41 protein-coding genes are annotated in these 25231 nt (G+C 51.1%); 36 read left to right on the top strand and 5 right to left on the bottom strand.

What is annotated here, in order from left to right:
• Positions 1-2 precede the first annotated feature (2 nt).
• The 3 genes from QUF14_RS20745 to QUF14_RS20735 are packed head-to-tail and all read right to left on the bottom strand — an operon-like array spanning position 3 to position 3150.
• Complete coding sequence (locus QUF14_RS20745) at positions 3-221, bottom strand: YheU family protein (protein ID WP_000907089.1); 219 nt, start codon at positions 219-221, stop codon at positions 3-5.
• The gene (locus QUF14_RS20740; protein ID WP_000057369.1) at positions 215-1237 is read right to left on the bottom strand and encodes a hydrolase; all 1023 of its coding nucleotides are present in this window, start codon (positions 1235-1237) and stop codon (positions 215-217) included. Before QUF14_RS20740 ends, QUF14_RS20745 begins: the two co-directional genes overlap by 7 nt.
• On the bottom strand, positions 1237-3150 hold the full coding sequence (locus QUF14_RS20735) for an ABC transporter ATP-binding protein (protein ID WP_000634782.1): 1914 nt from the start codon (positions 3148-3150) through the stop codon (positions 1237-1239). Before QUF14_RS20735 ends, QUF14_RS20740 begins: the two co-directional genes overlap by 1 nt.
• 130 nt (positions 3151-3280) lie before the next feature.
• Between QUF14_RS20735 and kefG the strand changes: the two genes are divergently transcribed.
• From kefG to slyD, 4 genes are all read left to right on the top strand, one after another.
• Entirely contained in the window at positions 3281-3832 is a 552-nt protein-coding gene (gene kefG / locus QUF14_RS20730; RefSeq protein WP_000081823.1) for a glutathione-regulated potassium-efflux system ancillary protein KefG, read from the top strand.
• Entirely contained in the window at positions 3832-5637 is a 1806-nt protein-coding gene (kefB, locus tag QUF14_RS20725; protein ID WP_000399139.1) for a glutathione-regulated potassium-efflux system protein KefB, read from the top strand. The genes kefG and kefB overlap by 1 nt, the downstream gene beginning before the upstream one ends.
• Positions 5638-5646: 9 nt before the next feature.
• On the top strand, positions 5647-5847 hold the full coding sequence (locus QUF14_RS20720; RefSeq protein WP_001007734.1) for a YheV family putative zinc ribbon protein: 201 nt from the start codon (positions 5647-5649) through the stop codon (positions 5845-5847).
• A gap of 94 nt (positions 5848-5941) precedes the next feature.
• A complete protein-coding gene (gene slyD, locus QUF14_RS20715; RefSeq protein WP_000861338.1) occupies positions 5942-6532 on the top strand; it encodes a peptidylprolyl isomerase in 591 nt (196 codons plus the stop codon).
• 48 nt (positions 6533-6580) lie between these two features.
• Here the strand turns inward: slyD and QUF14_RS20710 are convergent, their stop codons facing one another.
• On the bottom strand, positions 6581-6799 hold the full coding sequence (locus QUF14_RS20710) for a protein SlyX (RefSeq protein WP_001153615.1): 219 nt from the start codon (positions 6797-6799) through the stop codon (positions 6581-6583).
• 220 nt (positions 6800-7019) lie between these two features.
• On the opposite strand from QUF14_RS20710, the gene fkpA reads away from it, so the two are divergent.
• The 11 genes from fkpA to bfr all read left to right on the top strand — a co-directional run bounded on the left by fkpA (position 7020) and on the right by bfr (position 15220).
• Positions 7020-7832: an FKBP-type peptidyl-prolyl cis-trans isomerase gene (gene fkpA, locus QUF14_RS20705; RefSeq protein WP_000838261.1), complete on the top strand. Its 813-nt coding sequence runs from the start codon at positions 7020-7022 to the stop codon at positions 7830-7832.
• 166 nt (positions 7833-7998) lie between these two features.
• Positions 7999-8721 (top strand): helix-turn-helix transcriptional regulator, encoded by a 723-nt coding sequence (locus QUF14_RS20700; protein WP_000091466.1) that lies wholly within the window; start codon positions 7999-8001, stop codon positions 8719-8721.
• Entirely contained in the window at positions 8721-9107 is a 387-nt protein-coding gene (gene tusD / locus QUF14_RS20695; RefSeq protein WP_100733700.1) for a sulfurtransferase complex subunit TusD, read from the top strand. Before QUF14_RS20700 ends, tusD begins: the two co-directional genes overlap by 1 nt.
• Positions 9107-9466, top strand: coding sequence for a sulfurtransferase complex subunit TusC (gene tusC, locus QUF14_RS20690; RefSeq protein WP_000820714.1), 360 nt, complete (start codon positions 9107-9109; stop codon positions 9464-9466). The genes tusD and tusC overlap by 1 nt, the downstream gene beginning before the upstream one ends.
• A 7-nt stretch (positions 9467-9473) precedes the next feature.
• Positions 9474-9761 (top strand): sulfurtransferase complex subunit TusB, encoded by a 288-nt coding sequence (tusB, locus tag QUF14_RS20685; protein WP_000903377.1) that lies wholly within the window; start codon positions 9474-9476, stop codon positions 9759-9761.
• Between the two features lie 125 nt (positions 9762-9886).
• Positions 9887-10261 carry a 30S ribosomal protein S12 gene (gene rpsL, locus QUF14_RS20680; RefSeq protein ID WP_000246815.1) on the top strand — a complete coding sequence of 125 codons (375 nt, stop codon included), beginning with the start codon at positions 9887-9889 and terminating at the stop codon, positions 10259-10261.
• Positions 10262-10357: 96 nt separating this feature from the next.
• Positions 10358-10828, top strand: a complete 471-nt coding sequence (rpsG, locus tag QUF14_RS20675; protein WP_001138043.1) for a 30S ribosomal protein S7 — start codon at positions 10358-10360, stop codon at positions 10826-10828.
• A gap of 96 nt (positions 10829-10924) precedes the next feature.
• Positions 10925-13039 carry an elongation factor G gene (gene fusA, locus QUF14_RS20670; RefSeq protein WP_000124703.1) on the top strand — a complete coding sequence of 705 codons (2115 nt, stop codon included), beginning with the start codon at positions 10925-10927 and terminating at the stop codon, positions 13037-13039.
• A gap of 70 nt (positions 13040-13109) precedes the next feature.
• Positions 13110-14294, top strand: a complete 1185-nt coding sequence (gene tuf / locus QUF14_RS20665; protein ID WP_000031783.1) for an elongation factor Tu — start codon at positions 13110-13112, stop codon at positions 14292-14294.
• A 182-nt stretch (positions 14295-14476) separates the two neighbouring features.
• The gene (gene bfd, locus QUF14_RS20660) at positions 14477-14671 is read left to right on the top strand and encodes a bacterioferritin-associated ferredoxin (RefSeq protein ID WP_000289090.1); all 195 of its coding nucleotides are present in this window, start codon (positions 14477-14479) and stop codon (positions 14669-14671) included.
• Positions 14672-14743: 72 nt separating this feature from the next.
• The gene (bfr, locus tag QUF14_RS20655; RefSeq protein WP_000675515.1) at positions 14744-15220 is read left to right on the top strand and encodes a bacterioferritin; all 477 of its coding nucleotides are present in this window, start codon (positions 14744-14746) and stop codon (positions 15218-15220) included.
• Here bfr and QUF14_RS20650 read toward each other — a convergent pair.
• A complete protein-coding gene (locus QUF14_RS20650) occupies positions 15217-15684 on the bottom strand; it encodes a prepilin peptidase (protein ID WP_000381754.1) in 468 nt (155 codons plus the stop codon). The two genes, bfr and QUF14_RS20650, sit on opposite strands and share 4 nt — an antisense overlap.
• Before the next feature lie 378 nt (positions 15685-16062).
• Here QUF14_RS20650 and rpsJ point away from each other — a divergent pair, with 378 nt between their 5' ends.
• From rpsJ to rplO, 21 genes are all read left to right on the top strand, one after another.
• Positions 16063-16374, top strand: coding sequence for a 30S ribosomal protein S10 (gene rpsJ, locus QUF14_RS20645; protein WP_001181004.1), 312 nt, complete (start codon positions 16063-16065; stop codon positions 16372-16374).
• Positions 16375-16406: 32 nt separating this feature from the next.
• Positions 16407-17036 (top strand): 50S ribosomal protein L3, encoded by a 630-nt coding sequence (gene rplC / locus QUF14_RS20640; protein ID WP_000579833.1) that lies wholly within the window; start codon positions 16407-16409, stop codon positions 17034-17036.
• 10 nt (positions 17037-17046) lie between these two features.
• Positions 17047-17652, top strand: a complete 606-nt coding sequence (gene rplD, locus QUF14_RS20635; protein WP_000424395.1) for a 50S ribosomal protein L4 — start codon at positions 17047-17049, stop codon at positions 17650-17652.
• The gene (gene rplW, locus QUF14_RS20630; protein WP_000617544.1) at positions 17649-17951 is read left to right on the top strand and encodes a 50S ribosomal protein L23; all 303 of its coding nucleotides are present in this window, start codon (positions 17649-17651) and stop codon (positions 17949-17951) included. The genes rplD and rplW overlap by 4 nt, the downstream gene beginning before the upstream one ends.
• A 17-nt stretch (positions 17952-17968) precedes the next feature.
• A complete protein-coding gene (rplB, locus tag QUF14_RS20625; protein ID WP_000301864.1) occupies positions 17969-18790 on the top strand; it encodes a 50S ribosomal protein L2 in 822 nt (273 codons plus the stop codon).
• A 16-nt stretch (positions 18791-18806) separates the two neighbouring features.
• A complete protein-coding gene (gene rpsS / locus QUF14_RS20620) occupies positions 18807-19085 on the top strand; it encodes a 30S ribosomal protein S19 (protein WP_001138117.1) in 279 nt (92 codons plus the stop codon).
• A gap of 14 nt (positions 19086-19099) precedes the next feature.
• Positions 19100-19432 (top strand): 50S ribosomal protein L22, encoded by a 333-nt coding sequence (gene rplV / locus QUF14_RS20615; RefSeq protein ID WP_000447529.1) that lies wholly within the window; start codon positions 19100-19102, stop codon positions 19430-19432.
• Between the two features lie 17 nt (positions 19433-19449).
• Positions 19450-20151, top strand: coding sequence for a 30S ribosomal protein S3 (rpsC, locus tag QUF14_RS20610; protein ID WP_000529945.1), 702 nt, complete (start codon positions 19450-19452; stop codon positions 20149-20151).
• A 12-nt stretch (positions 20152-20163) separates the two neighbouring features.
• Positions 20164-20574 carry a 50S ribosomal protein L16 gene (rplP, locus tag QUF14_RS20605; RefSeq protein WP_000941212.1) on the top strand — a complete coding sequence of 137 codons (411 nt, stop codon included), beginning with the start codon at positions 20164-20166 and terminating at the stop codon, positions 20572-20574.
• The gene (gene rpmC, locus QUF14_RS20600) at positions 20574-20765 is read left to right on the top strand and encodes a 50S ribosomal protein L29 (RefSeq protein ID WP_000644741.1); all 192 of its coding nucleotides are present in this window, start codon (positions 20574-20576) and stop codon (positions 20763-20765) included. The genes rplP and rpmC overlap by 1 nt, the downstream gene beginning before the upstream one ends.
• On the top strand, positions 20765-21019 hold the full coding sequence (gene rpsQ / locus QUF14_RS20595; protein WP_000130100.1) for a 30S ribosomal protein S17: 255 nt from the start codon (positions 20765-20767) through the stop codon (positions 21017-21019). Before rpmC ends, rpsQ begins: the two co-directional genes overlap by 1 nt.
• 164 nt (positions 21020-21183) lie before the next feature.
• Positions 21184-21555, top strand: a complete 372-nt coding sequence (gene rplN, locus QUF14_RS20590; RefSeq protein ID WP_000613955.1) for a 50S ribosomal protein L14 — start codon at positions 21184-21186, stop codon at positions 21553-21555.
• A 10-nt stretch (positions 21556-21565) separates the two neighbouring features.
• A complete protein-coding gene (gene rplX, locus QUF14_RS20585; protein WP_000729185.1) occupies positions 21566-21880 on the top strand; it encodes a 50S ribosomal protein L24 in 315 nt (104 codons plus the stop codon).
• A 14-nt stretch (positions 21881-21894) separates the two neighbouring features.
• Positions 21895-22434: a 50S ribosomal protein L5 gene (gene rplE, locus QUF14_RS20580; RefSeq protein ID WP_001096200.1), complete on the top strand. Its 540-nt coding sequence runs from the start codon at positions 21895-21897 to the stop codon at positions 22432-22434.
• A 14-nt stretch (positions 22435-22448) separates the two neighbouring features.
• Positions 22449-22754: a 30S ribosomal protein S14 gene (gene rpsN, locus QUF14_RS20575; protein WP_001118930.1), complete on the top strand. Its 306-nt coding sequence runs from the start codon at positions 22449-22451 to the stop codon at positions 22752-22754.
• A 33-nt stretch (positions 22755-22787) separates the two neighbouring features.
• Complete coding sequence (rpsH, locus tag QUF14_RS20570) at positions 22788-23180, top strand: 30S ribosomal protein S8 (protein ID WP_000062611.1); 393 nt, start codon at positions 22788-22790, stop codon at positions 23178-23180.
• Between the two features lie 12 nt (positions 23181-23192).
• Positions 23193-23726 (top strand): 50S ribosomal protein L6, encoded by a 534-nt coding sequence (gene rplF / locus QUF14_RS20565; protein WP_000091945.1) that lies wholly within the window; start codon positions 23193-23195, stop codon positions 23724-23726.
• Positions 23727-23735: 9 nt separating this feature from the next.
• Positions 23736-24089 carry a 50S ribosomal protein L18 gene (gene rplR / locus QUF14_RS20560; RefSeq protein WP_000358960.1) on the top strand — a complete coding sequence of 118 codons (354 nt, stop codon included), beginning with the start codon at positions 23736-23738 and terminating at the stop codon, positions 24087-24089.
• Between the two features lie 14 nt (positions 24090-24103).
• Positions 24104-24607 (top strand): 30S ribosomal protein S5, encoded by a 504-nt coding sequence (gene rpsE / locus QUF14_RS20555; RefSeq protein WP_000940121.1) that lies wholly within the window; start codon positions 24104-24106, stop codon positions 24605-24607.
• Between the two features lie 3 nt (positions 24608-24610).
• The gene (gene rpmD / locus QUF14_RS20550) at positions 24611-24790 is read left to right on the top strand and encodes a 50S ribosomal protein L30 (RefSeq protein WP_001140433.1); all 180 of its coding nucleotides are present in this window, start codon (positions 24611-24613) and stop codon (positions 24788-24790) included.
• Between the two features lie 3 nt (positions 24791-24793).
• The gene (gene rplO / locus QUF14_RS20545; RefSeq protein WP_001238917.1) at positions 24794-25228 is read left to right on the top strand and encodes a 50S ribosomal protein L15; all 435 of its coding nucleotides are present in this window, start codon (positions 24794-24796) and stop codon (positions 25226-25228) included.
• The last annotated feature ends 3 nt before the right edge of the window (positions 25229-25231 follow it).

The raw sequence follows: 25231 nt of genomic DNA, 5'->3' as shown, positions 1-25231 counted from the left end.
GGTTATTCACGAAACTGACTGCGCGGCATGATATTGACCGTTTCGTGCAGCTCCGACCATACCAGCACCGCTTCTCCGCACTGTAGCTGGCGTTTGACGTCGGCGACTTTCTGTTCAAGTGTACGCTCATGTTCACCATAATCGGTGCCTTCGCGTAACACAAAACTTTCAATTAAATTTTCCAGCGTTTCGGGGGAGAGTTCTTGCCACGGAATCAACATGATTTCGCCTCCAGATACGTTGTTAACCAGTCAGGAATGCGTGACTCCAGCCACATTTGCGGATGAAATAATGTACCGCCAAGAAAGCCAACATGACCACCATGTTCAGTCAGTTGATACTCCACCTGCGGGGGGAGATTTTCCGGTTTCGGGATCACCTGATGATCCATAAACGGATCGTCTTTGGCGTGAATAATCAGCGTCGGTTTGGCGATCTGGTTCAGCATCGGCATGGCGCTACACTGACGATAATAGTCGATAGCGTCAGCGTAGCCATGAATTCTGGCGGTGATCAGATCGTCAAATTCACGGATGCGACGTACCGATTTTAACTGTGCGAGATTAATCGGCAGCGTACCGGGATAGGCTGCCAGTTTGCGCGCAGCATTGGCTTTTAACAGGTTCAGCAAGTAACGCTGATAAACGCGGGAAAAGCCCTTTTCCATATGATAACTACAGGCTTCTAGCATAAATGGCGCGGAGACAATTACCGCTGCATCAATCGGGAGGTTATTACCTTCTTTTGCCAGCAAACAGGCGAGCATATTACCGCCGAGCGAATAGCCGACGGCAGCCGTTGGCGCATGTCCAAATTCGCGCTGCAGCCAGCGTAAAAACCAGCTGGCGTCTTCGGTTTCGCCCGAATGGTAAATGCGGTGCATACGGTTTGGTTCACCGCTGCATCCGCGAAAATGCATCACCACGCCCAGCCAGCCGCGTTTTTGCGCCGCCTCGACCAGACCGTGGGCGTAAGGGCTATTGAGGCTGCCCTCCAGCCCGTGAAACACCACTAAACGCGGTTTATGGTTCGCCTGGGCAGGGTCTTCACTCCATGCGAGATCGACAAAATCGCCGTCGGGCAACTCCAGTCGCTGCCAGTGCGGGGTGAATTTCACCTTGCGACGAAACAGACGCGGCAGCATGGTTTGCAGATGACAATTGCTAAAGCCGCGCATAGGGGTGAATTCAGCACTGCTGCTGAATTCATTGGCATCGGTCGTCGTTATCTGCGCCATCAGTTGCTTTGGCCTTCCAGCAGCATCTGCTCAAGCTGCTCCTGGGCTTCCAGCCACGCCATTTCGCACTCTTCCAGCCCGGATTTGGCGCTGGCTTGCTGTTGCAGGCAGGCGGTCAACTCCGCTTTACGGCTTTGATCGTACAGTTCGCTGTCGCCGAGTTTCTCTTCCGCCTGCGCCAGTTGCGCGTTCAGCTTCTCCATCTCTTTTTCCAGACGGGCGATTTCTTTACGCAGTGGCTGGGTTTGCGCACGCAGCTCCGCTTCCCGACGCTTCTGGTCTTTACGTGCCTGGGCGCTGTTCGCGTTCTCTTTTGGCGCGTCGTCGGCCTGGTTTTCCTGCTTTTGAACGTCGCTCAACCACTGTTGATAATCTTCCAGATCGCCGTCGAACGGTTCGACTTTACGATCGTGAACCAGATAGAGATCGTCAGTGGTGGAACGCAACAAATGGCGGTCGTGCGAAACGACAACCAATGCGCCTTCAAACTCGATCAACGCTTCAGTCAGTGCCTGGCGCATGTCGAGGTCAAGGTGGTTAGTCGGTTCGTCGAGCAGCAGTAGATTCGGACGCTGCCAGACGATTAATGCCAGCACCAGGCGGGCTTTTTCCCCACCGGAGAAACGGCGCGTTTCTTCCGTCACTTTATCGCCCTGGAAACCAAAGCCGCCGAGGTAATCACGCAGTTTTTGTTCTAGTTCCTGCGGTGCTAAACGTGCCAGATGTTGAATAGGCGATTCGTCGGCGCGTAGATATTCCAGTTGATGCTGGGCGAAGTAACCGAGTTTGATCCCTTTCGCCAGGCCAATTTCACCGCTGACTGGCGCAAGCTCTCCGGCTAACAGTTTGATTAATGTCGATTTACCCGCGCCATTGCGGCCTAACAGACCAATGCGCGAACCCGGCACCAGATTCAGTTTAATCGAGTCGAGAATAATGCGATCGCCATAACCTGCGCTGACCTTTTCCATTTTCAACAACGGATTAGGCAGGCTTTCCGGCGCGCGGAAGCTAAAGCGGAACGGGTTGTCGACGTGCGCTGGGGCAATCAACTCCATACGCTCGAGCATCTTAATACGGCTCTGGGCCTGCTTCGCTTTGGTGGCTTTGGCACGGAAACGGTCGATATAACTTTGCAGATGTGCCACGCGCTCTTGCTGGCTTTCATACATCGCCTGTTGCTGTGCCAGACGGGTAGCACGCTGCACTTCAAACGAGCTGTAGTTGCCGGTGTACTCGAACATGTTTTGCTGTTCGATATGAATAATTTTATCAACAATCGGATCGAGGAAGTCGCGGTCATGGGAGATCAGGATCAGCGTGCCCTGATAGCTCTTCAGCCATTTTTCCAGCCAGATAACAGCATCGAGATCGAGGTGGTTAGTTGGTTCGTCGAGCAGCAGCAAGTCTGAACGGCAAATCAGTGCCTGGGCGAGGTTGAGACGCATACGCCAGCCACCGGAGAAATCACTTACCGGGCGCTCCAGTTGTTCATTGCTGAAACCGAGGCCGTGCAGCAGGCTGGCGGCGCGGGAGCGAATACTCCATGCGTCAATAGCATCCAGCTTGCCATGAATGGTCGCAATGGCGTGCCCGTCGTTACGTTCGTTGGCGTCGTGTAGCTGCGCTTCCAGTTGACGATATTCACGGTCGCCGTCAATGACATATTCCAGCGCCGCTTGCGGTAGCGCTGGTGTTTCCTGATTCACCCACGCCAGTTGCCAGCTTCCTGGAAAGGTGTAGCTGCCGCCGTCGGCGCTGATTTCATTTTTCAGCAATGCCAGCAGGGTAGATTTACCACAGCCGTTTTTACCCACCAGGCCGACTTTCTGCCCGGGGTTGATGGTGGCGGTGGCATTATCCAGCAGGACGCGCACGCCGCGACGAATTTGTAACGAGGAGAAAACAATCATAAGGCGCCGTATGTTCAGACTATGTTAACTTATCATTATGATAATGTAATGTATGGGCGAGCTGCCGCACCGGGCGCAATGGTAGCCCAAAACAGCGACTATACACAAAAACCATACCGGGAGGGGGATGATGTCTCAGCCAGCGAAAGTTTTGCTGCTGTATGCCCATCCGGAATCTCAGGACTCGGTGGCAAACCGGGTACTGCTTAAACCGGCCACGCAGCTCAGCAATGTTACCGTGCACGACCTTTACGCGCACTATCCCGATTTTTTTATTGATATCCCCCGTGAGCAGGCATTACTGCGCGAGCACGAGGTGATTGTCTTTCAGCATCCTCTTTATACCTATAGCTGCCCGGCACTACTGAAAGAGTGGCTGGACCGGGTATTAAGCCGTGGTTTTGCCAGCGGGCCGGGGGGAAACCAACTGGCGGGAAAGTACTGGCGTAGCGTGATTACCACCGGTGAGCCGGAAAGTGCTTACCGTTATGACGCGTTGAATCGCTATCCGATGAGCGATGTTCTGCGCCCCTTTGAACTGGCGGCGGGCATGTGCCGGATGCATTGGTTAAGCCCTATCATTATTTACTGGGCGAGACGGCAAAGCGCACAGGAGCTGGCGAGTCACGCCAGAGCCTACGGTGACTGGCTGGCAAATCCGCTGTCTCCAGGAGGCTGCTGATGGAAGGTTCCGATTTTTTACTCGCAGGAGTGCTGTTTCTCTTCGCGGCGGTGGCTGCGGTGCCGTTGGCATCGCGGCTGGGTATTGGCGCTGTGTTGGGATATTTGCTGGCAGGGATTGCAATTGGCCCGTGGGGGCTAGGGTTTATTAGCGACGTCGATGAGATCCTCCACTTTTCGGAACTCGGCGTGGTGTTCCTGATGTTTATCATCGGCCTTGAGTTGAATCCCTCCAAGCTTTGGCAACTGCGGCGTTCGATTTTTGGCGTAGGCGCGGCACAGGTGCTGTTAAGCGCGGCGTTGCTGGCGGGATTATTGATGCTGACGGATTTCGCCTGGCAGGCGGCGGTGGTCGGTGGCATTGGCCTTGCGATGTCTTCAACTGCAATGGCGTTGCAATTGATGCGTGAGAAAGGGATGAATCGCAGCGAATCCGGCCAGTTAGGTTTCTCGGTACTGCTGTTTCAGGATCTGGCGGTGATCCCGGCACTGGCGTTAGTACCGCTGCTGGCGGGATCGGCAGATGAACATTTTGACTGGATGAAGATCGGCATGAAGGTGCTGGCGTTTGTTGGCATGCTGATTGGTGGGCGCTATTTACTGCGTCCGGTATTCCGTTTTATTGCCGCTTCTGGTGTGCGGGAAGTGTTCACCGCCGCGACACTGCTGCTGGTGTTGGGTTCCGCATTGTTTATGGATGCGCTGGGGGTGTCGATGGCGCTCGGTACGTTTATTGCGGGCGTGCTGCTGGCGGAAAGTGAATATCGCCATGAGCTGGAAACGGCTATCGATCCGTTCAAAGGCTTGCTGCTCGGACTGTTTTTTATCTCTGTCGGCATGTCGCTCAACCTCGGAGTGCTTTATACCCATCTGTTGTGGGTAGTGATAAGCGTGGTTGTGCTGGTGGCGGTGAAAATTCTCGTGCTGTATTTGCTGGCGCGGCTGTATGGCGTGCGTAGCTCAGAGCGGATGCAGTTTGCTGGCGTGTTGAGTCAGGGCGGCGAGTTTGCCTTTGTCCTCTTTTCTACCGCTTCTTCACAACGCTTATTCCAGGGCGACCAGATGGCGCTATTGCTGGTGACGGTGACGCTTTCCATGATGACCACGCCGCTGCTGATGAAGCTGGTGGATAAATGGCTATCCCGCCAGTTTAACGGACCGGAAGAAGAAGACGAAAAACCGTGGGTCAACGATGATAAACCGCAGGTCATAGTCGTGGGCTTCGGACGTTTTGGTCAGGTGATTGGTCGTTTGCTGATGGCAAATAAAATGCGCATTACCGTGCTGGAGCGGGATATCAGCGCTGTTAACCTGATGCGCAAATATGGCTACAAAGTTTATTACGGCGACGCCACGCAGGTAGATCTTTTACGTTCTGCGGGTGCAGAGGCCGCAGAGTCAATCGTCATTACCTGTAACGAACCGGAAGACACCATGAAGCTGGTGGAGATTTGCCAGCAACACTTCCCGCATTTGCATATTCTTGCGCGAGCGCGCGGACGTGTGGAGGCGCATGAGTTATTACAGGCAGGGGTGACGCAGTTTTCTCGTGAAACATTCTCCAGTGCGTTAGAGCTGGGGCGCAAGACGCTGGTCACGCTTGGCATGCATCCACATCAGGCGCAGCGGGCGCAACTGCATTTTCGCCGCCTGGATATGCGGATGTTGCGGGAGCTCATCCCAATGCATGCCGATACCGTACAAATTTCTCGCGCCAGGGAAGCCCGACGCGAACTGGAAGAGATTTTCCAACGTGAAATGCAACAAGAACGACGCCAGCTGGATGGCTGGGATGAATTTGAGTAGAGGATAACGATGGCAATCCGAAAACGTTTTATTGCGGGAGCAAAATGTCCGGCCTGTCAGGCGCAGGATTCAATGGCGATGTGGCGCGAAAATAATATTGATATTGTTGAATGCGTTAAGTGCGGACACCAGATGCGAGAAGTCGACAAAGAAGCCCGCGATCATGTTCGCAAAGATGAGCAAGTGATCGGGATTTTTCATCCGGACTAGCGATATGCGCCGAGATTTTTTAAGCTAGTGAGTACACGGCTGCAGAATTCCGCTACAATCTGCGCCACTATTCTTCCCATGCTCAGGAGATATCATGAAAGTAGCAAAAGACCTGGTGGTCAGCCTGGCCTATCAGGTACGTACAGAAGACGGTGTGTTGGTTGATGAGTCTCCGGTGAGTGCGCCGCTGGACTACCTGCATGGTCACGGTTCCCTGATCTCTGGCCTGGAAACGGCACTGGAAGGTCATGAAGTTGGCGACAAATTTGATGTCGCTGTTGGTGCGAACGACGCTTATGGTCAATACGACGAAAACCTGGTGCAGCGCGTTCCTAAAGACGTATTTATGGGCGTTGATGAACTGCAGGTTGGTATGCGTTTCCTGGCTGAAACCGACCAGGGTCCGGTACCGGTTGAAATCACTGCGGTTGAAGACGATTACGTCGTGGTTGATGGTAACCACATGCTGGCCGGTCAGAACCTGAAATTCAACGTTGAAGTTGTGGCGATTCGCGAAGCGACTGAAGAAGAGCTGGCTCATGGCCACGTTCACGGTGCGCACGATCATCACCACGATCACGACCACGACGGTTGCTGCGGTGGTCATGGCCACGATCACGGTCATGAACACGGTGGCGAAGGCTGCTGCGGCGGTAAAGGTAACGGCGGTTGCGGTTGCCACTAATACCGAAAAAGTGACAAAAAAGCGGGGAGTCCCCGCTTTTTTTACGCCTCAATAATGTGGCGGTGGCGTTTCTTCAGCCTGCGACGCGATGTTCGACGGCTGGCTGGCTTTTAGCTTCTCGGTCAGCAGACGCAGATGATCGCGCAGTTTCGCCATCTCCATTTCATGAGCGGTCACCGTGACGTTCAGTTCTTCAATGGTGATTTCCTGAAAAGCCAGTCGGCTCTCCAGCTCTGCCAGGCGTGCTTCCAATGATAAATCCTGCATGATTCACCTCTTTTGTCGAATGGTCGCCGCGGATTCTACTTAACTTTGCTGCCCGAGACAGCACTCATTTCGCGGTCATCGAAACTAATTTAAACAAAAAGAGTCTGAAAATAGATGATAATAGGGCGTGTCTGTATGTAGATTTGTTCGACAACGCTTTATAGTACCCTTCTGATAATAGTTAACCCTGGGGTGAGATGCCCCGATCCTGGAGATATGGATGAAATCACTGTTTAAAGTAACGCTGCTGGCGACCACAATGGCCGTTGCCCTGCATGCACCGATCACTTTTGCTGCTGAAGCTGCAAAACCTGCTACAACTGCTGACAGCAAAGCAGCGTTCAAAAATGACGATCAGAAATCAGCTTATGCACTGGGTGCTTCGCTGGGTCGTTACATGGAAAACTCTCTTAAAGAACAAGAAAAACTGGGCATCAAACTGGATAAAGATCAGCTGATCGCGGGTGTTCAGGATGCATTTGCTGATAAGAGCAAACTCTCCGACCAAGAGATCGAACAGACACTGCAAGCATTCGAAGCTCGCGTGAAGTCTTCTGCTCAGGCGAAGATGGAAAAAGACGCGGCAGATAACGAAGCGAAAGGTAAAGAGTACCGCGAGAAATTTGCCAAAGAGAAAGGTGTGAAAACCTCTTCAACTGGTCTGGTTTATCAGGTAGTAGAAGCCGGTAAAGGCGAAGCACCGAAAGACAGCGATACTGTTGTCGTGAACTACAAGGGTACGCTGATCGACGGTAAAGAGTTCGACAACTCTTACACCCGTGGTGAACCGCTCTCTTTCCGTCTGGACGGTGTTATTCCGGGTTGGACAGAAGGTCTGAAGAACATCAAGAAAGGCGGTAAGATTAAACTGGTTATTCCACCAGAATTGGCTTACGGCAAAGCGGGTGTTCCGGGGATCCCACCGAATTCTACCCTGGTGTTTGACGTAGAGCTGCTGGATGTGAAACCAGCGCCGAAGGCTGATGCAAAGCCGGAAGCTGATGCGAAAGCCGCAGATTCTGCTAAAAAATAAGCATTAAGAACCGCCGCCTGACCAGGCGGCGGTTTTTTTATTACAGGCCGGATATAATTAGTGCTGGAAAGCGGAACCTCCGCTGTATTAATTTAGTTACCCGCATCATTAATGAGCCTGCCCTGAAAAGTTAACGACAGGCTCCTGAAAAGGAGTGTTTTTTTTCATGTCCAGGTCGCTTTTAACCAACGAAACCAGTGAGTTGGATTTACTGGATCAACGTCCTTTCGACCAGACCGATTTTGATATTCTGAAATCCTACGAAGCGGTGGTGGACGGGTTAGCGATGCTTATTGGCTCCCACTGTGAAATCGTTTTGCACTCTTTGCAGGATCTAAAATGTTCAGCCATTCGCATTGCTAACGGTGAACATACAGGCCGGAAGATTGGTTCGCCAATTACCGACCTGGCGCTACGTATGCTGCACGATATGACGGGAGCGGATAGCAGCGTTTCTAAATGCTACTTTACTCGCGCCAAAAGCGGCGTATTAATGAAGTCCCTGACTATCGCGATTCGTAACCGCGAACAGCGTGTAATTGGTCTGCTGTGCATCAATATGAATCTTGATGTTCCCTTCTCGCAGATTATGAGCACTTTTGTGCCGCCAGAAACCCCGGATGTCGGTTCAAGCGTCAACTTTGCCTCTTCTGTTGAAGATCTGGTTACCCAAACGCTGGAGTTCACCATCGAAGAAGTGAATGCCGATCGCAATGTTTCTAATAACGCCAAAAATCGTCAGATCGTGCTAAATCTCTACGAGAAAGGGATCTTCGATATTAAAGATGCGATCAACCAGGTTGCTGACCGCCTGAACATCTCCAAACACACTGTCTATCTCTACATCCGCCAGTTCAAGAGCGGTGATTTCCAGGGGCAAGATAAGTAATGCGTTTTGCCATCGTGGTGACCGGACCAGCATACGGTACGCAACAGGCGAGTAGTGCTTTTCAGTTTGCGCAGGCGCTGATAGCAGAAGGCCATGAACTAAGCAGCGTCTTTTTCTATCGGGAAGGGGTCTATAACGCTAACCTATTGACCTCACCGGCAAGCGACGAATTTGACCTTGTGCGCGGCTGGCAACAACTGAATGCGCAACATGGTGTGGCGCTGAATATCTGCGTAGCGGCAGCGTTACGCCGCGGTATCGTCGATGAAACTGAAGCAGGAAGGCTGCGATTGGCCTCGTCAAACCTTCAGCCGGGATTTACCTTAAGTGGACTTGGCGCGCTGGCGGAAGCCTCGCTGACCTGTGACAGGGTGGTACAGTTCTGATGAAACGAATTGCGTTTGTTTTTTCTACTGCGCCTCATGGTACCGCTGCAGGCCGGGAAGGTTTAGATGCTTTACTGGCAACTTCCGCATTAACTGACGATCTGGCTGTCTTCTTTATTGCTGATGGCGTTTTTCAGCTGTTGCCAGGACAAAAGCCCGATGCAGTGCTGGCGCGTGATTACATTGCCACTTTTAAATTGTTGGGTCTGTACGACATTGAACAGTGCTGGGTTTGTGCGGCTTCACTGCGCGAACGCGGGTTAGATCCGCAGACCCCCTTTGTTGTCGAAGCCACGCCGCTCGAAGCAGATGCCTTACGCCGCGAACTCGCCAACTACGATGTTATTTTGAGGTTTTGAGGCATTTATGCTGCACACATTACATCGTTCACCCTGGCTGACGGATTTTGCTGCGCTGTTGCGTCTACTCAGTGAAGGCGACGAACTGCTATTATTGCAAGATGGTGTAACTGCCGCAGTTGACGGTAACCGCTACCTTGAAAGTCTGCGTAATGCCCCCATTAAGGTCTATGCCCTGAACGAAGACCTTATTGCCCGCGGTTTGACTGGTCAAATTTCGAACGACATCATTCCCATTGACTATACTGATTTCGTCAGACTTACGGTTAAGCACTCCAGCCAGATGGCCTGGTGATGGCGGGATCGTTGTATATTTCTTGACACCTTTTCGGCATCGCCCTAAAATTCGGCGTCCTCATATTGTGTGAGGACGTTTTATTACGTGTTTACGAAGCAAAAGCTAAAACCAGGAGCTATTTAATGGCAACAGTTAACCAGCTGGTACGCAAACCACGTGCTCGCAAAGTTGCGAAAAGCAACGTGCCTGCGCTGGAAGCATGCCCGCAAAAACGTGGCGTATGTACTCGTGTATATACTACCACTCCTAAAAAACCGAACTCCGCGCTGCGTAAAGTATGCCGTGTTCGTCTGACTAACGGTTTCGAAGTGACTTCCTACATCGGTGGTGAAGGTCACAACCTGCAGGAGCACTCCGTGATCCTGATCCGTGGTGGTCGTGTTAAAGACCTCCCGGGTGTTCGTTACCACACCGTACGTGGTGCGCTTGACTGCTCCGGCGTTAAAGACCGTAAGCAGGCTCGTTCCAAGTATGGCGTGAAGCGTCCTAAGGCTTAATGGTTCTCCGTTAAGTAAGGCCAAACGTTTTAACTTAAATGTCAAACTAAACTCGTAGAGTTTTGGACAATCCTGAATTAACAACGGAGTATTTCCATGCCACGTCGTCGCGTCATTGGTCAGCGTAAAATTCTGCCGGATCCGAAGTTCGGATCAGAACTGCTGGCTAAATTTGTAAATATCCTGATGGTAGATGGTAAAAAATCTACTGCCGAATCTATCGTATACAGCGCGCTGGAGACCCTGGCTCAGCGTTCTGGTAAATCTGAACTGGAAGCATTCGAAGTAGCTCTCGAAAACGTGCGCCCGACTGTAGAAGTTAAGTCTCGCCGCGTTGGTGGTTCTACTTATCAGGTACCAGTTGAAGTCCGTCCGGTTCGTCGTAATGCTCTGGCAATGCGTTGGATCGTTGAAGCTGCTCGTAAACGCGGTGATAAATCCATGGCTCTGCGCCTGGCGAACGAACTTTCTGATGCTGCAGAAAACAAAGGTACTGCAGTTAAGAAACGTGAAGACGTTCACCGTATGGCCGAAGCCAACAAGGCGTTCGCACACTACCGTTGGTAATCCCTTCGGAGTTTTAGTCACCAGGCGGGCGCTTCCAGTAAGCAGCCCGCTTTGGGCTACTTAAATTGAACGCCTAAAAGATAAACGAGGAAACAAATGGCTCGTACAACACCCATCGCACGCTACCGTAACATCGGTATCAGTGCGCACATCGACGCCGGTAAAACCACTACTACCGAACGTATTCTGTTCTACACCGGTGTAAACCATAAAATCGGTGAAGTTCATGACGGCGCTGCAACCATGGACTGGATGGAGCAGGAGCAGGAACGTGGTATTACCATCACTTCCGCTGCGACTACTGCATTCTGGTCTGGTATGGCTAAGCAGTATGAGCCGCATCGCATCAACATCATCGACACCCCGGGGCACGTTGACTTCACAATCGAAGTAGAACGTTCCATGCGTGTTCTCGATGGTGCGGTAATGGTTTACTGCGCAGTTGGTGGTGTTCAGCCGCAGTCTGAAACCGTATGGCGTCAGGCAAACAAATATAAAGTTCCGCGCATTGCGTTCGTTAACAAAATGGACCGCATGGGTGCGAACTTCCTGAAAGTTGTTAACCAGATCAAAACCCGTCTGGGCGCGAACCCGGTTCCGCTGCAGCTGGCGATTGGTGCTGAAGAACATTTCACCGGTGTTGTTGACCTGGTGAAAATGAAAGCTATCAACTGGAACGACGCTGACCAGGGCGTAACCTTCGAATACGAAGATATCCCGGCAGACATGGTTGAACTGGCTAACGAATGGCACCAGAACCTGATCGAATCCGCAGCTGAAGCTTCTGAAGAGCTGATGGAAAAATACCTGGGTGGTGAAGAACTGACTGAAGAAGAGATTAAAGGTGCTCTGCGTCAGCGCGTTCTGAACAACGAAATCATCCTGGTAACCTGTGGTTCTGCGTTCAAGAACAAAGGTGTTCAGGCGATGCTGGATGCGGTAATTGATTACCTGCCATCCCCGGTTGACGTACCTGCGATCAACGGTATCCTGGACGACGGTAAAGACACTCCGGCTGAACGTCACGCAAGTGATGACGAGCCGTTCTCTGCACTGGCGTTCAAAATCGCTACCGACCCGTTTGTTGGTAACCTGACCTTCTTCCGTGTTTACTCCGGTGTGGTTAACTCTGGTGATACCGTACTGAACTCCGTGAAAGCTGCACGTGAGCGTTTCGGTCGTATCGTTCAGATGCACGCTAACAAACGTGAAGAGATCAAAGAAGTTCGCGCGGGCGACATCGCTGCTGCAATCGGTCTGAAAGACGTAACCACTGGTGACACTCTGTGTGACCCGGATGCGCCGATCATTCTGGAACGTATGGAATTCCCTGAGCCGGTAATCTCCATCGCAGTTGAACCGAAAACCAAAGCTGACCAGGAAAAAATGGGTCTGGCTCTGGGCCGTCTGGCTAAAGAAGACCCGTCTTTCCGTGTATGGACTGACGAAGAATCTAACCAGACCATCATCGCGGGTATGGGCGAACTGCACCTCGACATCATCGTTGACCGTATGAAGCGTGAATTCAACGTTGAAGCGAACGTAGGTAAACCGCAGGTTGCTTACCGTGAAACTATCCGCCAGAAAGTTACTGATGTTGAAGGTAAACACGCGAAACAGTCTGGTGGTCGTGGTCAGTATGGTCATGTTGTTATCGACATGTACCCGCTGGAGCCGGGTTCAAACCCGAAAGGCTACGAGTTCATCAACGACATTAAAGGTGGTGTAATCCCTGGCGAATACATCCCGGCCGTTGATAAAGGTATCCAGGAACAGCTGAAAGCAGGTCCGCTGGCAGGCTACCCGGTAGTAGACATGGGTATTCGTCTGCACTTCGGTTCTTACCATGACGTTGACTCCTCTGAACTGGCGTTTAAACTGGCAGCTTCTATCGCCTTTAAAGAAGGCTTTAAGAAAGCGAAACCAGTTCTGCTTGAGCCGATCATGAAGGTTGAAGTAGAAACTCCGGAAGAGAACACCGGTGACGTTATCGGTGACTTGAGCCGTCGTCGTGGTATGCTCAAAGGTCAGGAATCTGAAGTTACTGGCGTTAAGATCCACGCTGAAGTACCGCTGTCTGAAATGTTCGGATATGCAACTCAGCTGCGTTCTCTGACCAAAGGTCGTGCATCATACACCATGGAATTCCTGAAGTATGATGAAGCGCCGAGTAACGTTGCTCAGGCCGTAATTGAAGCCCGTGGTAAATAAGCCTAAGGGTTAATACCAAAGTCCCGTGCTCTCTCCTGAAGGGGAGAGCACTATAGTAAGGAATATAGCCGTGTCTAAAGAAAAATTTGAACGTACAAAACCGCACGTTAACGTTGGTACTATCGGCCACGTTGACCACGGTAAAACTACTCTGACCGCTGCAATCACCACCGTACTGGCTAAAACCTACGGCGGTGCTGCTCGTGCATTCGACCAGATCGATAACGCGCCGGAAGAAAAAGCTCGTGGTATCACCATCAACACTTCTCACGTTGAATATGACACCCCGACCCGTCACTACGCACACGTAGACTGCCCGGGGCACGCCGACTATGTTAAAAACATGATCACCGGTGCTGCTCAGATGGACGGCGCGATCCTGGTAGTTGCTGCGACTGACGGCCCGATGCCGCAGACTCGTGAGCACATCCTGCTGGGTCGTCAGGTAGGCGTTCCGTACATCATCGTGTTCCTGAACAAATGCGACATGGTTGATGACGAAGAGCTGCTGGAACTGGTTGAAATGGAAGTTCGTGAACTTCTGTCTCAGTACGACTTCCCGGGCGACGACACTCCGATCGTTCGTGGTTCTGCTCTGAAAGCGCTGGAAGGCGACGCAGAGTGGGAAGCGAAAATCCTGGAACTGGCTGGCTTCCTGGATTCTTACATTCCGGAACCAGAGCGTGCGATTGACAAGCCGTTCCTGCTGCCGATCGAAGACGTATTCTCCATCTCCGGTCGTGGTACCGTTGTTACCGGTCGTGTAGAACGCGGTATCATCAAAGTTGGTGAAGAAGTTGAAATCGTTGGTATCAAAGAGACTCAGAAGTCTACCTGTACTGGCGTTGAAATGTTCCGCAAACTGCTGGACGAAGGCCGTGCTGGTGAGAACGTAGGTGTTCTGCTGCGTGGTATCAAACGTGAAGAAATCGAACGTGGTCAGGTACTGGCTAAGCCGGGCACCATCAAGCCGCACACCAAGTTCGAATCTGAAGTGTACATTCTGTCCAAAGATGAAGGCGGCCGTCATACTCCGTTCTTCAAAGGCTACCGTCCGCAGTTCTACTTCCGTACTACTGACGTGACTGGTACCATCGAACTGCCGGAAGGCGTAGAGATGGTAATGCCGGGCGACAACATCAAAATGGTTGTTACCCTGATCCACCCGATCGCGATGGACGACGGTCTGCGTTTCGCAATCCGTGAAGGCGGCCGTACCGTTGGCGCGGGCGTTGTTGCTAAAGTTCTGGGCTAATTACACGTTAATTAGTTTCGAATTAAAAAGGGCGCTTCGGCGCCCTTTTTGCTGCCCGTAATTTGAGCTCGAAATATTTAGTCGTAATTTCACTCGCTGAACTATGGCGCAAATTAAACTGTGCTATTGTAATCATAACCATTCTCATTTACACTTTGCGCAGAATTTGAACGGGAGCAATCATGTACGTTTGTTTGTGTAATGGTGTAAGTGACAAAAAAATTCGCCAGGCAGTCCGTCAGTTTCATCCGCAATCTTTCCAACAATTGCGTAAGTTTATTCCTGTGGGAAATCAATGCGGTAAGTGCATTCGCGCCGCGCGCGAAGTGATGCAGGACGAGTTGATGCAGATGCCAGAATTTAAAGAGATTGCCTGAAGCCCACGCTTATTTTTTGACATCCCGCTAGCCCCATCTACGCTCTAATAGTGGAAGCGGAGGGACTATAAAATGAAAGGTGATGTTAAAATCATAAATTATCTCAATAAACTATTGGGAAATGAGCTTGTCGCAATCAATCAGTATTTTCTCCATGCCCGGATGTTTAAAAACTGGGGCCTGATGCGTCTCAATGACGTCGAATACCATGAATCTATTGATGAGATGAAACACGCTGATAAATATATCGAGCGTATTTTGTTTTTAGAAGGAATCCCTAACTTACAGGATTTAGGCAAACTGGGGATTGGTGAAGATGTCGAGGAGATGCTGCAATCCGACCTGCGATTAGAACTGGAAGGCGCGAAGGATCTCCGTGAGGCTATCGCGTATGCCGACAGCGTTCATGACTATGTTAGCCGTGATATGATGATCGAGATCCTTGCCGATGAAGAAGGTCATATTGACTGGCTCGAAACTGAGCTGGATCTCATCGGTAAAATCGGTTTACAAAATTACCTGCAATCACAAATAAAAGTTAAAGATTAACGGCCTGCCAGCAAACTATCCCAGCCTACAACGAAACCCGCAGCCGCCAGAAATGGCCCAAACGGCAGCGGGTTTTTTAATGACTCTTTTCCTCTCATGAGCAGACCAATAACTACGGCTCCGCAAGCGAATGAGGCAGCAAGGAAAACCAGTCGTGGCAAGAAGGTCCATGTATGCCAGGCACCAAGGGCGGCGAGAAACTTCACATCACCATAGCCTAATCCTTCTTTATGACGCAGTATGCGATACCCCCAGTAAATGACAGCGAATGTGCCGTAACCAATAATCGCCCCCCATAACGCATCGGCTAAACCGTCAGGATTACAAATCTGATAGAACAAAAGACCTGACCAGAGTAACGGGCACGTAAATCTGTCAGGTAACAAGCCATGATTTGCATCCCAGAAAAAAAGTAGGGCTGATAAACAAGCGTACAAAATCAGAAAGGGAAGGGTAGTGTCCATAAAACATCCTCTGTAATTGGAGTATCACCATCGAATAACTGCGGATGCTCAGCAACAGAGAAATCGCTGATTTGTTAACCTGATTCCGGTGAAAAACGCTATCTTCACAACCTTACAAATTTCGTGGAATGCAGCTCGCAATCTGCGCGTTGCGATTAATTTCTACCCGATGCTTGCGTCAGGCTCAGATTTGCGTATAATGCGCGGGCTTGTCGTAGTTGACAGCAGGTTCAATCTGAACCTCAGTTAGCCGAATTTGGCTACCTAACAATGCTCCCAATCGGGGAGCTACGTAAGAACGGTTACACTCTCCCATCAATCGTAATGGGTCTGAGGAGTAATCATTTTCGTTTATAAAATAATTGGAGCTCTGGTCTCATGCAGAACCAAAGAATCCGTATCCGCCTGAAAGCGTTTGATCATCGTCTGATCGATCAAGCAACCGCGGAAATCGTCGAGACTGCCAAGCGCACTGGTGCGCAGGTCCGTGGTCCGATCCCGCTGCCGACACGCAAAGAGCGCTTCACTGTTCTGATCTCCCCGCACGTCAACAAAGACGCGCGCGATCAGTACGAAATCCGTACTCACTTGCGTCTGGTTGACATCGTTGAGCCAACCGAGAAAACCGTTGATGCTCTGATGCGTCTGGATCTGGCTGCCGGTGTAGACGTGCAGATCAGCCTGGGTTAATCAGGTCATTGAGCGATTGAGAGGTTGAAACAATGATTGGTTTAGTCGGTAAAAAAGTGGGTATGACCCGTATCTTCACAGAAGACGGCGTTTCTATCCCAGTAACCGTAATCGAAGTTGAAGCAAACCGCGTTACTCAGGTTAAAGACCTGGCTAACGATGGCTACCGTGCTATTCAGGTAACCACCGGTGCTAAAAAAGCTAACCGTGTGACCAAGCCTGAAGCTGGCCACTTCGCTAAAGCTGGCGTAGAAGCTGGCCGTGGTCTGTGGGAATTCCGCTTGGCTGAAGGCGAAGAGTTCACTGTAGGTCAGAGCATTAGCGTTGAACTGTTTGCTGACGTTAAAAAAGTTGACGTAACTGGCACCTCTAAAGGTAAAGGTTTCGCAGGTACCGTTAAGCGCTGGAACTTCCGTACCCAGGACGCTACTCACGGTAACTCCTTGTCTCACCGCGTTCCGGGTTCTATCGGTCAGAACCAGACTCCGGGCAAAGTGTTCAAAGGCAAGAAAATGGCAGGTCAGATGGGTAACGAACGTGTAACCGTTCAGAGCCTTGACGTAGTACGCGTTGACGCTGAGCGCAACCTGCTGCTGGTTAAAGGTGCTGTCCCGGGTGCAACCGGTAGCGACCTGATCGTTAAACCAGCTGTGAAGGCGTAAGGAGATAGCAATGGAATTAGTATTGAAAGACGCGCAGAGCGCGCTGACTGTTTCCGAAACTACCTTCGGTCGTGATTTCAACGAAGCGCTGGTTCACCAGGTTGTTGTTGCTTATGCAGCTGGTGCTCGTCAGGGTACTCGTGCTCAGAAGACTCGTGCTGAAGTAACTGGTTCCGGTAAAAAACCGTGGCGCCAGAAAGGCACCGGCCGTGCGCGTTCTGGTTCTATCAAGAGCCCGATCTGGCGTTCTGGTGGCGTGACCTTTGCTGCTCGTCCGCAGGACCACAGTCAAAAAGTTAACAAGAAGATGTACCGCGGCGCGCTGAAAAGCATCCTGTCCGAACTGGTACGTCAGGATCGTCTGATCGTTGTCGAGAAGTTCTCTGTAGAAGCGCCGAAAACTAAGCTGCTGGCACAGAAACTGAAAGACATGGCTCTGGAAGATGTGCTGATCATCACCGGTGAGCTGGACGAAAACCTGTTCCTGGCTGCGCGCAACCTGCACAAGGTTGACGTACGCGATGCAACTGGTATCGACCCGGTTAGCCTGATCGCCTTCGACAAAGTCGTAATGACTGCTGATGCTGTTAAGCAAGTTGAGGAGATGCTGGCATGATTCGTGAAGAACGTCTGCTGAAGGTGCTGCGTGCACCGCACGTTTCTGAAAAAGCGTCTACTGCGATGGAAAAATCCAACACCATCGTACTCAAAGTTGCTAAAGACGCGACCAAAGCAGAAATCAAAGCTGCTGTGCAGAAACTGTTTGAAGTCGAAGTCGAAGTCGTTAACACCCTGGTAGTTAAAGGGAAAGTTAAACGTCACGGACAGCGTATCGGTCGTCGTAGCGACTGGAAAAAAGCTTACGTCACCCTGAAAGAAGGCCAGAATCTGGACTTCGTTGGCGGCGCTGAGTAAGTCGGAGGAGTAATACAATGGCAGTTGTTAAATGTAAACCGACATCTCCGGGTCGTCGCCACGTTGTTAAAGTGGTTAACCCTGAGCTGCACAAGGGCAAACCTTTTGCTCCGTTGCTGGAAAAAAACAGCAAATCCGGTGGTCGTAACAACAATGGCCGTATCACCACTCGTCATATCGGTGGTGGCCACAAGCAGGCTTACCGTATTGTTGACTTCAAACGCAACAAAGACGGTATCCCGGCAGTTGTTGAACGTCTTGAGTACGATCCGAACCGTTCCGCGAACATCGCGCTGGTTCTGTACAAAGACGGTGAACGCCGTTACATCCTGGCCCCTAAAGGCCTGAAAGCTGGCGACCAGATTCAGTCTGGCGTTGATGCTGCAATCAAACCAGGTAACACCCTGCCGATGCGCAACATCCCGGTTGGTTCTACTGTTCATAACGTAGAAATGAAACCAGGTAAAGGCGGTCAGCTGGCACGTTCCGCTGGTACTTACGTTCAGATCGTTGCTCGTGATGGTGCTTATGTCACCCTGCGTCTGCGTTCTGGTGAAATGCGTAAAGTAGAAGCAGACTGCCGTGCAACTCTGGGCGAAGTTGGCAATGCTGAGCATATGCTGCGCGTTCTGGGTAAAGCAGGTGCTGCACGCTGGCGTGGTGTTCGTCCGACCGTTCGCGGTACCGCGATGAACCCGGTAGACCACCCACATGGTGGTGGTGAAGGTCGTAACTTTGGTAAGCACCCGGTAACTCCGTGGGGCGTTCAGACCAAAGGTAAGAAGACCCGCAGCAACAAGCGTACTGATAAATTCATCGTACGTCGCCGTAGCAAATAATTTTAGAGGATAAGCCATGCCACGTTCTCTCAAGAAAGGTCCTTTTATTGACCTGCACTTGCTGAAGAAGGTAGAGAAAGCGGTGGAAAGCGGAGACAAGAAGCCCCTGCGCACTTGGTCCCGTCGTTCAACGATCTTTCCTAACATGATCGGTTTGACCATCGCTGTCCATAATGGTCGTCAGCACGTTCCGGTATTTGTAACCGACGAAATGGTCGGTCACAAACTGGGTGAATTCGCACCGACTCGTACTTATCGCGGCCACGCTGCTGATAAAAAAGCGAAGAAGAAATAAGGTAGGAGGAAGAGATGGAAACTATCGCTAAACATCGCCATGCTCGTTCTTCTGCTCAGAAGGTTCGCCTTGTTGCTGACCTGATTCGCGGTAAGAAAGTGTCGCAGGCTCTGGATATTTTGACCTACACCAACAAGAAAGCGGCTGTACTGGTCAAGAAAGTTCTGGAATCTGCCATTGCTAACGCTGAACACAACGATGGCGCTGACATTGACGATCTGAAAGTTACGAAAATTTTCGTAGACGAAGGCCCGAGCATGAAGCGCATTATGCCGCGTGCAAAAGGTCGTGCAGATCGCATCCTGAAGCGCACCAGCCACATCACTGTGGTTGTGTCCGATCGCTGAGACTCTGGAGACTAGCAATGGGTCAGAAAGTACATCCTAATGGTATTCGCCTGGGTATTGTAAAACCATGGAACTCTACCTGGTTTGCGAACACCAAAGAATTCGCTGACAACCTGGACAGCGATTTTAAAGTACGTCAGTACCTGACTAAGGAACTGGCTAAAGCGTCCGTATCTCGTATCGTTATCGAGCGTCCGGCTAAGAGCATCCGTGTAACCATTCACACTGCTCGCCCGGGTATCGTTATCGGTAAAAAAGGTGAAGACGTAGAAAAACTGCGTAAGGTCGTAGCGGACATCGCTGGCGTTCCTGCACAGATCAACATCGCCGAAGTTCGTAAGCCTGAACTGGACGCAAAACTGGTTGCTGACAGCATCACTTCTCAGCTGGAACGTCGCGTTATGTTCCGTCGTGCTATGAAGCGTGCTGTACAGAACGCAATGCGTCTGGGCGCTAAAGGTATTAAAGTTGAAGTTAGCGGCCGTCTGGGCGGCGCGGAAATCGCACGTACCGAATGGTACCGCGAAGGTCGCGTACCGCTGCACACTCTGCGTGCTGACATCGACTACAACACCTCTGAAGCGCACACCACTTACGGTGTAATCGGCGTTAAAGTGTGGATCTTCAAAGGCGAGATCCTGGGTGGTATGGCTGCTGTTGAACAACCGGAAAAACCGGCTGCTCAGCCTAAAAAGCAGCAGCGTAAAGGCCGTAAATAAGGAGCGTCGCTGATGTTACAACCAAAGCGTACAAAATTCCGTAAAATGCACAAAGGCCGTAACCGCGGTCTGGCGCAGGGTACGGATGTTAGCTTCGGCAGCTTCGGTCTGAAAGCTGTTGGCCGTGGTCGTCTGACTGCACGTCAGATCGAAGCAGCACGTCGTGCTATGACCCGTGCAGTTAAGCGTCAAGGTAAGATCTGGATCCGTGTGTTCCCGGACAAACCGATCACTGAAAAGCCGCTGGCAGTGCGTATGGGTAAAGGTAAAGGTAACGTGGAGTATTGGGTTGCCTTGATTCAGCCGGGTAAAGTCCTGTATGAAATGGACGGTGTTCCGGAAGAGCTGGCCCGTGAAGCATTCAAGCTGGCAGCAGCGAAACTGCCGATTAAAACCACCTTTGTAACTAAGACGGTGATGTAATGAAAGCAAAAGAGCTGCGTGAGAAGAGCGTTGAAGAGCTGAACACCGAGCTGCTGAACCTGCTGCGTGAGCAGTTCAACCTGCGTATGCAGGCTGCAAGTGGCCAGCTGCAACAGTCTCACCTGTTGAAGCAAGTGCGTCGCGATGTCGCACGCGTTAAGACTTTACTGAACGAGAAGGCGGGTGCGTAATGACCGATAAAATCCGTACTCTGCAAGGTCGCGTTGTTAGCGACAAAATGGAGAAATCCATTGTTGTTGCTATCGAACGTTTTGTGAAACACCCGATCTACGGTAAATTCATCAAGCGTACGACCAAACTGCACGTACATGACGAGAACAACGAATGCGGTATCGGTGACGTGGTTGAAATCCGCGAATGCCGTCCGCTGTCCAAGACTAAATCCTGGACGCTGGTTCGCGTTGTAGAGAAAGCGGTTCTGTAATACAGTACACTCTCTCGATACGAATAAACGGCTCAGAAATGAGCCGTTTATTTTTTCTACCCATATCCTTGAAGCGGTGTTATAATGCCGCGCCCTCGATATGGGGATTTTTAACGACCTGATTTTCGGGTCTCAGTAGTAGTTGACATTAGCGGAGCACTAAAATGATCCAAGAACAGACTATGCTGAACGTCGCCGACAACTCCGGTGCACGTCGCGTAATGTGTATCAAGGTTCTGGGTGGCTCGCACCGTCGCTACGCAGGCGTAGGCGACATCATCAAGATCACCATCAAAGAAGCAATTCCGCGTGGTAAGGTCAAAAAAGGTGATGTGCTGAAGGCGGTAGTGGTGCGCACCAAGAAGGGTGTTCGTCGCCCGGACGGTTCTGTCATTCGCTTCGATGGTAATGCTTGTGTTCTTCTGAACAACAACAGCGAGCAGCCTATCGGTACGCGTATTTTTGGGCCGGTAACTCGTGAGCTTCGTAGTGAGAAGTTCATGAAAATTATCTCTCTGGCACCAGAAGTACTCTAAGGAGCGAATCATGGCAGCGAAAATCCGTCGTGATGACGAAGTTATCGTGTTAACCGGTAAAGATAAAGGTAAACGCGGTAAAGTTAAGAATGTCCTGTCTTCCGGCAAGGTCATTGTTGAAGGTATCAACCTGGTTAAGAAACATCAGAAGCCGGTTCCGGCCCTGAACCAACCGGGTGGCATCGTTGAAAAAGAAGCCGCTATTCAGGTTTCCAACGTAGCAATCTTCAATGCGGCAACCGGCAAGGCTGACCGTGTAGGCTTTAGATTCGAAGACGGTAAAAAAGTCCGTTTCTTCAAGTCTAACAGCGAAACTATCAAGTAATTTGGAGTAGTACGATGGCGAAACTGCATGATTACTACAAAGACGAAGTAGTTAAAAAACTCATGACTGAGTTTAACTACAATTCTGTCATGCAAGTCCCTCGGGTCGAGAAGATCACCCTGAACATGGGTGTTGGTGAAGCGATCGCTGACAAAAAACTGCTGGATAACGCAGCAGCAGACCTGGCAGCAATCTCCGGTCAAAAACCGCTGATCACCAAAGCACGCAAATCTGTTGCAGGCTTCAAAATCCGTCAGGGCTATCCGATCGGCTGTAAAGTAACTCTGCGTGGCGAACGCATGTGGGAGTTCTTTGAGCGCCTGATCACTATTGCTGTACCTCGTATCCGTGACTTCCGTGGCCTGTCCGCTAAGTCTTTCGACGGTCGTGGTAACTACAGCATGGGTGTCCGTGAGCAGATCATCTTCCCAGAAATCGACTACGATAAAGTCGACCGCGTTCGTGGTTTGGATATTACCATTACCACTACTGCGAAATCTGACGAAGAAGGCCGCGCTCTGCTGGCTGCCTTTGACTTCCCGTTCCGCAAGTAAGGTAGGGTTACTAAATGGCTAAGCAATCAATGAAAGCACGCGAAGTAAAACGCGTAGCTTTAGCTGATAAATACTTCGCGAAACGCGCTGAACTGAAAGCGATCATCTCTGATGTGAACGCTTCCGACGAAGATCGTTGGAACGCTGTTCTCAAGCTGCAGACTCTGCCGCGTGATTCCAGCCCGTCTCGTCAGCGTAACCGCTGCCGTCAAACAGGTCGTCCGCATGGTTTCCTGCGGAAGTTCGGGTTGAGCCGTATTAAGGTCCGTGAAGCCGCTATGCGCGGTGAAATCCCGGGTCTGAAAAAGGCTAGCTGGTAATTGTCACCAATTGAATCACGGGAGTAAAGACAGATGAGCATGCAAGATCCGATCGCGGATATGCTGACCCGTATCCGTAACGGTCAGGCCGCGAACAAAGCTGCGGTCACCATGCCTTCCTCCAAGCTGAAAGTGGCAATCGCCAACGTGCTGAAGGAAGAAGGTTTTATTGAAGATTTTAAAGTTGAAGGCGACACCAAGCCTGAACTGGAACTTACTCTGAAGTATTTCCAGGGCAAAGCTGTTGTAGAAAGCATTCAGCGTGTCAGCCGCCCAGGTCTGCGCATCTATAAACGTAAAGATGAGCTGCCGAAAGTTATGGCGGGTCTGGGTATCGCAGTTGTTTCTACCTCTAAAGGTGTTATGACTGATCGTGCAGCGCGCCAGGCTGGTCTTGGTGGCGAAATTATCTGCTACGTAGCCTAATCGGAGGAAAAAATGTCTCGTGTTGCTAAAGCACCGGTCGTTGTTCCTGCCGGCGTTGACGTAAAAATCAACGGTCAGGTTATTACGATCAAAGGTAAAAACGGCGAGCTGACTCGTACTCTCAACGATGCTGTTGAAGTTAAACATGCAGATAATACCCTGACCTTCGGTCCGCGTGATGGTTACGCAGACGGTTGGGCACAGGCTGGTACCGCGCGTGCCCTGCTGAACTCAATGGTTATCGGTGTTACCGAAGGCTTCACTAAGAAGCTGCAGCTGGTTGGTGTAGGTTACCGTGCAGCGGTTAAAGGCAATGTGATTAACCTGTCTCTGGGTTTCTCTCATCCTGTTGACCATCAGCTGCCTGCGGGTATCACTGCTGAATGTCCGACTCAGACTGAAATCGTGCTGAAAGGCGCTGATAAGCAGGTGATCGGCCAGGTTGCAGCGGATCTGCGCGCCTACCGTCGTCCTGAGCCTTACAAAGGCAAGGGTGTTCGTTACGCCGACGAAGTCGTGCGTACCAAAGAGGCTAAGAAGAAGTAAGGTAACACTATGGATAAGAAATCTGCTCGTATCCGTCGTGCGACCCGCGCACGCCGCAAGCTCCAGGAGCTGGGCGCAACTCGCCTGGTGGTACATCGTACCCCGCGTCACATTTACGCACAGGTAATTGCACCGAACGGTTCTGAAGTTCTGGTAGCTGCTTCTACTGTAGAAAAAGCTATCGCTGAACAACTGAAGTACACCGGTAACAAAGACGCGGCTGCAGCTGTGGGTAAAGCTGTCGCTGAACGCGCTCTGGAAAAAGGCATCAAAGATGTATCCTTTGACCGTTCCGGGTTCCAATATCATGGTCGTGTCCAGGCACTGGCAGATGCTGCCCGTGAAGCTGGCCTTCAGTTCTAAGGTAGAGGTGTAAGATGGCTCACATCGAAAAACAAGCTGGCGAACTGCAGGAAAAGCTGATCGCGGTAAACCGCGTATCTAAAACCGTTAAAGGTGGTCGTATTTTCTCCTTCACAGCTCTGACTGTAGTTGGCGATGGTAACGGTCGCGTTGGTTTTGGTTACGGTAAAGCGCGTGAAGTTCCAGCAGCGATCCAGAAAGCGATGGAAAAAGCCCGTCGCAATATGATTAACGTCGCGCTGAATAACGGCACTCTGCAACACCCTGTTAAAGGTGTTCATACGGGTTCTCGCGTATTCATGCAGCCGGCTTCCGAAGGTACCGGTATCATCGCCGGTGGTGCAATGCGCGCCGTTCTGGAAGTCGCTGGGGTTCATAACGTTCTGGCTAAAGCGTATGGTTCCACCAACCCGATTAACGTGGTTCGTGCAACTATCGATGGCCTGGAAAATATGAATTCTCCAGAAATGGTCGCTGCCAAGCGTGGTAAATCCGTTGAAGAAATTCTGGGGAAATAAACCATGGCAAAGACTATTAAAATTACTCAAACCCGCAGTGCAATCGGTCGTCTGCCGAAACACAAGGCAACGCTGCTTGGCCTGGGTCTGCGTCGTATTGGTCACACCGTAGAGCGCGAGGATACTCCTGCTATTCGCGGTATGATCAACGCGGTTTCCTTCATGGTTAAAGTTGAGGAGTAAGAGATGCGTTTAAATACTCTGTCTCCGGCCGAAGGCTCCAAAAAGGCGGGTAAACGCCTGGGTCGTGGTATCGGTTCTGGCCTCGGTAAAACCGGTGGTCGTGGTCACAAAGGTCAGAAGTCTCGTTCTGGCGGTGGCGTACGTCGCGGTTTCGAGGGGGGTCAGATGCCTCTGTACCGTCGTCTGCCGAAATTCGGCTTCACTTCTCGTAAAGCAGCGATTACAGCCGAAGTTCGTCTGTCTGACCTGGCTAAAGTAGAAGGCGGTGTTGTAGACCTGAACACGCTGAAAGCGGCTAACATTATCGGTATCCAGATCGAGTTCGCGAAAGTGATCCTGGCTGGCGAAGTAACTACTCCGGTAACTGTTCGTGGCCTGCGTGTTACTAAAGGCGCTCGTGCTGCTATCGAAGCTGCTGGCGGTAAAATCGAGGAATAAGTA

The sequence above is a fragment of the Escherichia sp. HH091_1A genome (assembly GCF_030295175.1).
GTDB lineage: Bacteria > Pseudomonadota > Gammaproteobacteria > Enterobacterales > Enterobacteriaceae > Escherichia > Escherichia coli_F.
This window is presented reverse-complemented; position numbering and strand designations above follow the sequence as displayed.

What these genes read in the sequence shown, in the direction of transcription:
- fkpA (WP_000838261.1), top strand. Translation starts at nt 7,020, where the DNA reads ATGAAATCACTGTTTAAAGTAACGCTGCTGGCGACCACAATGGCCGTT.
- kefG (WP_000081823.1), top strand. Translation starts at nt 3,281, where the DNA reads ATGTCTCAGCCAGCGAAAGTTTTGCTGCTGTATGCCCATCCGGAATCT.
- rpmC (WP_000644741.1), top strand. Translation starts at nt 20,574, where the DNA reads ATGAAAGCAAAAGAGCTGCGTGAGAAGAGCGTTGAAGAGCTGAACACC.
- rpsG (WP_001138043.1), top strand. Translation starts at nt 10,358, where the DNA reads ATGCCACGTCGTCGCGTCATTGGTCAGCGTAAAATTCTGCCGGATCCG.
- QUF14_RS20740 (WP_000057369.1), bottom strand. Translation starts at nt 1,237, where the DNA reads ATGGCGCAGATAACGACGACCGATGCCAATGAATTCAGCAGCAGTGCT.
- rplP (WP_000941212.1), top strand. Translation starts at nt 20,164, where the DNA reads ATGTTACAACCAAAGCGTACAAAATTCCGTAAAATGCACAAAGGCCGT.
- QUF14_RS20720 (WP_001007734.1), top strand. Translation starts at nt 5,647, where the DNA reads ATGGCAATCCGAAAACGTTTTATTGCGGGAGCAAAATGTCCGGCCTGT.
- rplF (WP_000091945.1), top strand. Translation starts at nt 23,193, where the DNA reads ATGTCTCGTGTTGCTAAAGCACCGGTCGTTGTTCCTGCCGGCGTTGAC.
- rplC (WP_000579833.1), top strand. Translation starts at nt 16,407, where the DNA reads ATGATTGGTTTAGTCGGTAAAAAAGTGGGTATGACCCGTATCTTCACA.
- rpsJ (WP_001181004.1), top strand. Translation starts at nt 16,063, where the DNA reads ATGCAGAACCAAAGAATCCGTATCCGCCTGAAAGCGTTTGATCATCGT.
- QUF14_RS20650 (WP_000381754.1), bottom strand. Translation starts at nt 15,684, where the DNA reads ATGGACACTACCCTTCCCTTTCTGATTTTGTACGCTTGTTTATCAGCC.
- rplE (WP_001096200.1), top strand. Translation starts at nt 21,895, where the DNA reads ATGGCGAAACTGCATGATTACTACAAAGACGAAGTAGTTAAAAAACTC.
- rpsN (WP_001118930.1), top strand. Translation starts at nt 22,449, where the DNA reads ATGGCTAAGCAATCAATGAAAGCACGCGAAGTAAAACGCGTAGCTTTA.
- QUF14_RS20710 (WP_001153615.1), bottom strand. Translation starts at nt 6,799, where the DNA reads ATGCAGGATTTATCATTGGAAGCACGCCTGGCAGAGCTGGAGAGCCGA.
- fusA (WP_000124703.1), top strand. Translation starts at nt 10,925, where the DNA reads ATGGCTCGTACAACACCCATCGCACGCTACCGTAACATCGGTATCAGT.
- QUF14_RS20735 (WP_000634782.1), bottom strand. Translation starts at nt 3,150, where the DNA reads ATGATTGTTTTCTCCTCGTTACAAATTCGTCGCGGCGTGCGCGTCCTG.
- bfr (WP_000675515.1), top strand. Translation starts at nt 14,744, where the DNA reads ATGAAAGGTGATGTTAAAATCATAAATTATCTCAATAAACTATTGGGA.
- rpsS (WP_001138117.1), top strand. Translation starts at nt 18,807, where the DNA reads ATGCCACGTTCTCTCAAGAAAGGTCCTTTTATTGACCTGCACTTGCTG.
- rpsQ (WP_000130100.1), top strand. Translation starts at nt 20,765, where the DNA reads ATGACCGATAAAATCCGTACTCTGCAAGGTCGCGTTGTTAGCGACAAA.
- rpsE (WP_000940121.1), top strand. Translation starts at nt 24,104, where the DNA reads ATGGCTCACATCGAAAAACAAGCTGGCGAACTGCAGGAAAAGCTGATC.
- rplX (WP_000729185.1), top strand. Translation starts at nt 21,566, where the DNA reads ATGGCAGCGAAAATCCGTCGTGATGACGAAGTTATCGTGTTAACCGGT.
- rplO (WP_001238917.1), top strand. Translation starts at nt 24,794, where the DNA reads ATGCGTTTAAATACTCTGTCTCCGGCCGAAGGCTCCAAAAAGGCGGGT.
- QUF14_RS20700 (WP_000091466.1), top strand. Translation starts at nt 7,999, where the DNA reads ATGTCCAGGTCGCTTTTAACCAACGAAACCAGTGAGTTGGATTTACTG.
- rplV (WP_000447529.1), top strand. Translation starts at nt 19,100, where the DNA reads ATGGAAACTATCGCTAAACATCGCCATGCTCGTTCTTCTGCTCAGAAG.
- rplN (WP_000613955.1), top strand. Translation starts at nt 21,184, where the DNA reads ATGATCCAAGAACAGACTATGCTGAACGTCGCCGACAACTCCGGTGCA.
- bfd (WP_000289090.1), top strand. Translation starts at nt 14,477, where the DNA reads ATGTACGTTTGTTTGTGTAATGGTGTAAGTGACAAAAAAATTCGCCAG.
- rplB (WP_000301864.1), top strand. Translation starts at nt 17,969, where the DNA reads ATGGCAGTTGTTAAATGTAAACCGACATCTCCGGGTCGTCGCCACGTT.
- rplD (WP_000424395.1), top strand. Translation starts at nt 17,047, where the DNA reads ATGGAATTAGTATTGAAAGACGCGCAGAGCGCGCTGACTGTTTCCGAA.
- rplR (WP_000358960.1), top strand. Translation starts at nt 23,736, where the DNA reads ATGGATAAGAAATCTGCTCGTATCCGTCGTGCGACCCGCGCACGCCGC.
- kefB (WP_000399139.1), top strand. Translation starts at nt 3,832, where the DNA reads ATGGAAGGTTCCGATTTTTTACTCGCAGGAGTGCTGTTTCTCTTCGCG.
- rpsL (WP_000246815.1), top strand. Translation starts at nt 9,887, where the DNA reads ATGGCAACAGTTAACCAGCTGGTACGCAAACCACGTGCTCGCAAAGTT.
- rpsH (WP_000062611.1), top strand. Translation starts at nt 22,788, where the DNA reads ATGAGCATGCAAGATCCGATCGCGGATATGCTGACCCGTATCCGTAAC.
- tusB (WP_000903377.1), top strand. Translation starts at nt 9,474, where the DNA reads ATGCTGCACACATTACATCGTTCACCCTGGCTGACGGATTTTGCTGCG.
- slyD (WP_000861338.1), top strand. Translation starts at nt 5,942, where the DNA reads ATGAAAGTAGCAAAAGACCTGGTGGTCAGCCTGGCCTATCAGGTACGT.
- rplW (WP_000617544.1), top strand. Translation starts at nt 17,649, where the DNA reads ATGATTCGTGAAGAACGTCTGCTGAAGGTGCTGCGTGCACCGCACGTT.
- rpsC (WP_000529945.1), top strand. Translation starts at nt 19,450, where the DNA reads ATGGGTCAGAAAGTACATCCTAATGGTATTCGCCTGGGTATTGTAAAA.
- QUF14_RS20745 (WP_000907089.1), bottom strand. Translation starts at nt 221, where the DNA reads ATGTTGATTCCGTGGCAAGAACTCTCCCCCGAAACGCTGGAAAATTTA.
- tusC (WP_000820714.1), top strand. Translation starts at nt 9,107, where the DNA reads ATGAAACGAATTGCGTTTGTTTTTTCTACTGCGCCTCATGGTACCGCT.
- tusD (WP_100733700.1), top strand. Translation starts at nt 8,721, where the DNA reads ATGCGTTTTGCCATCGTGGTGACCGGACCAGCATACGGTACGCAACAG.
- rpmD (WP_001140433.1), top strand. Translation starts at nt 24,611, where the DNA reads ATGGCAAAGACTATTAAAATTACTCAAACCCGCAGTGCAATCGGTCGT.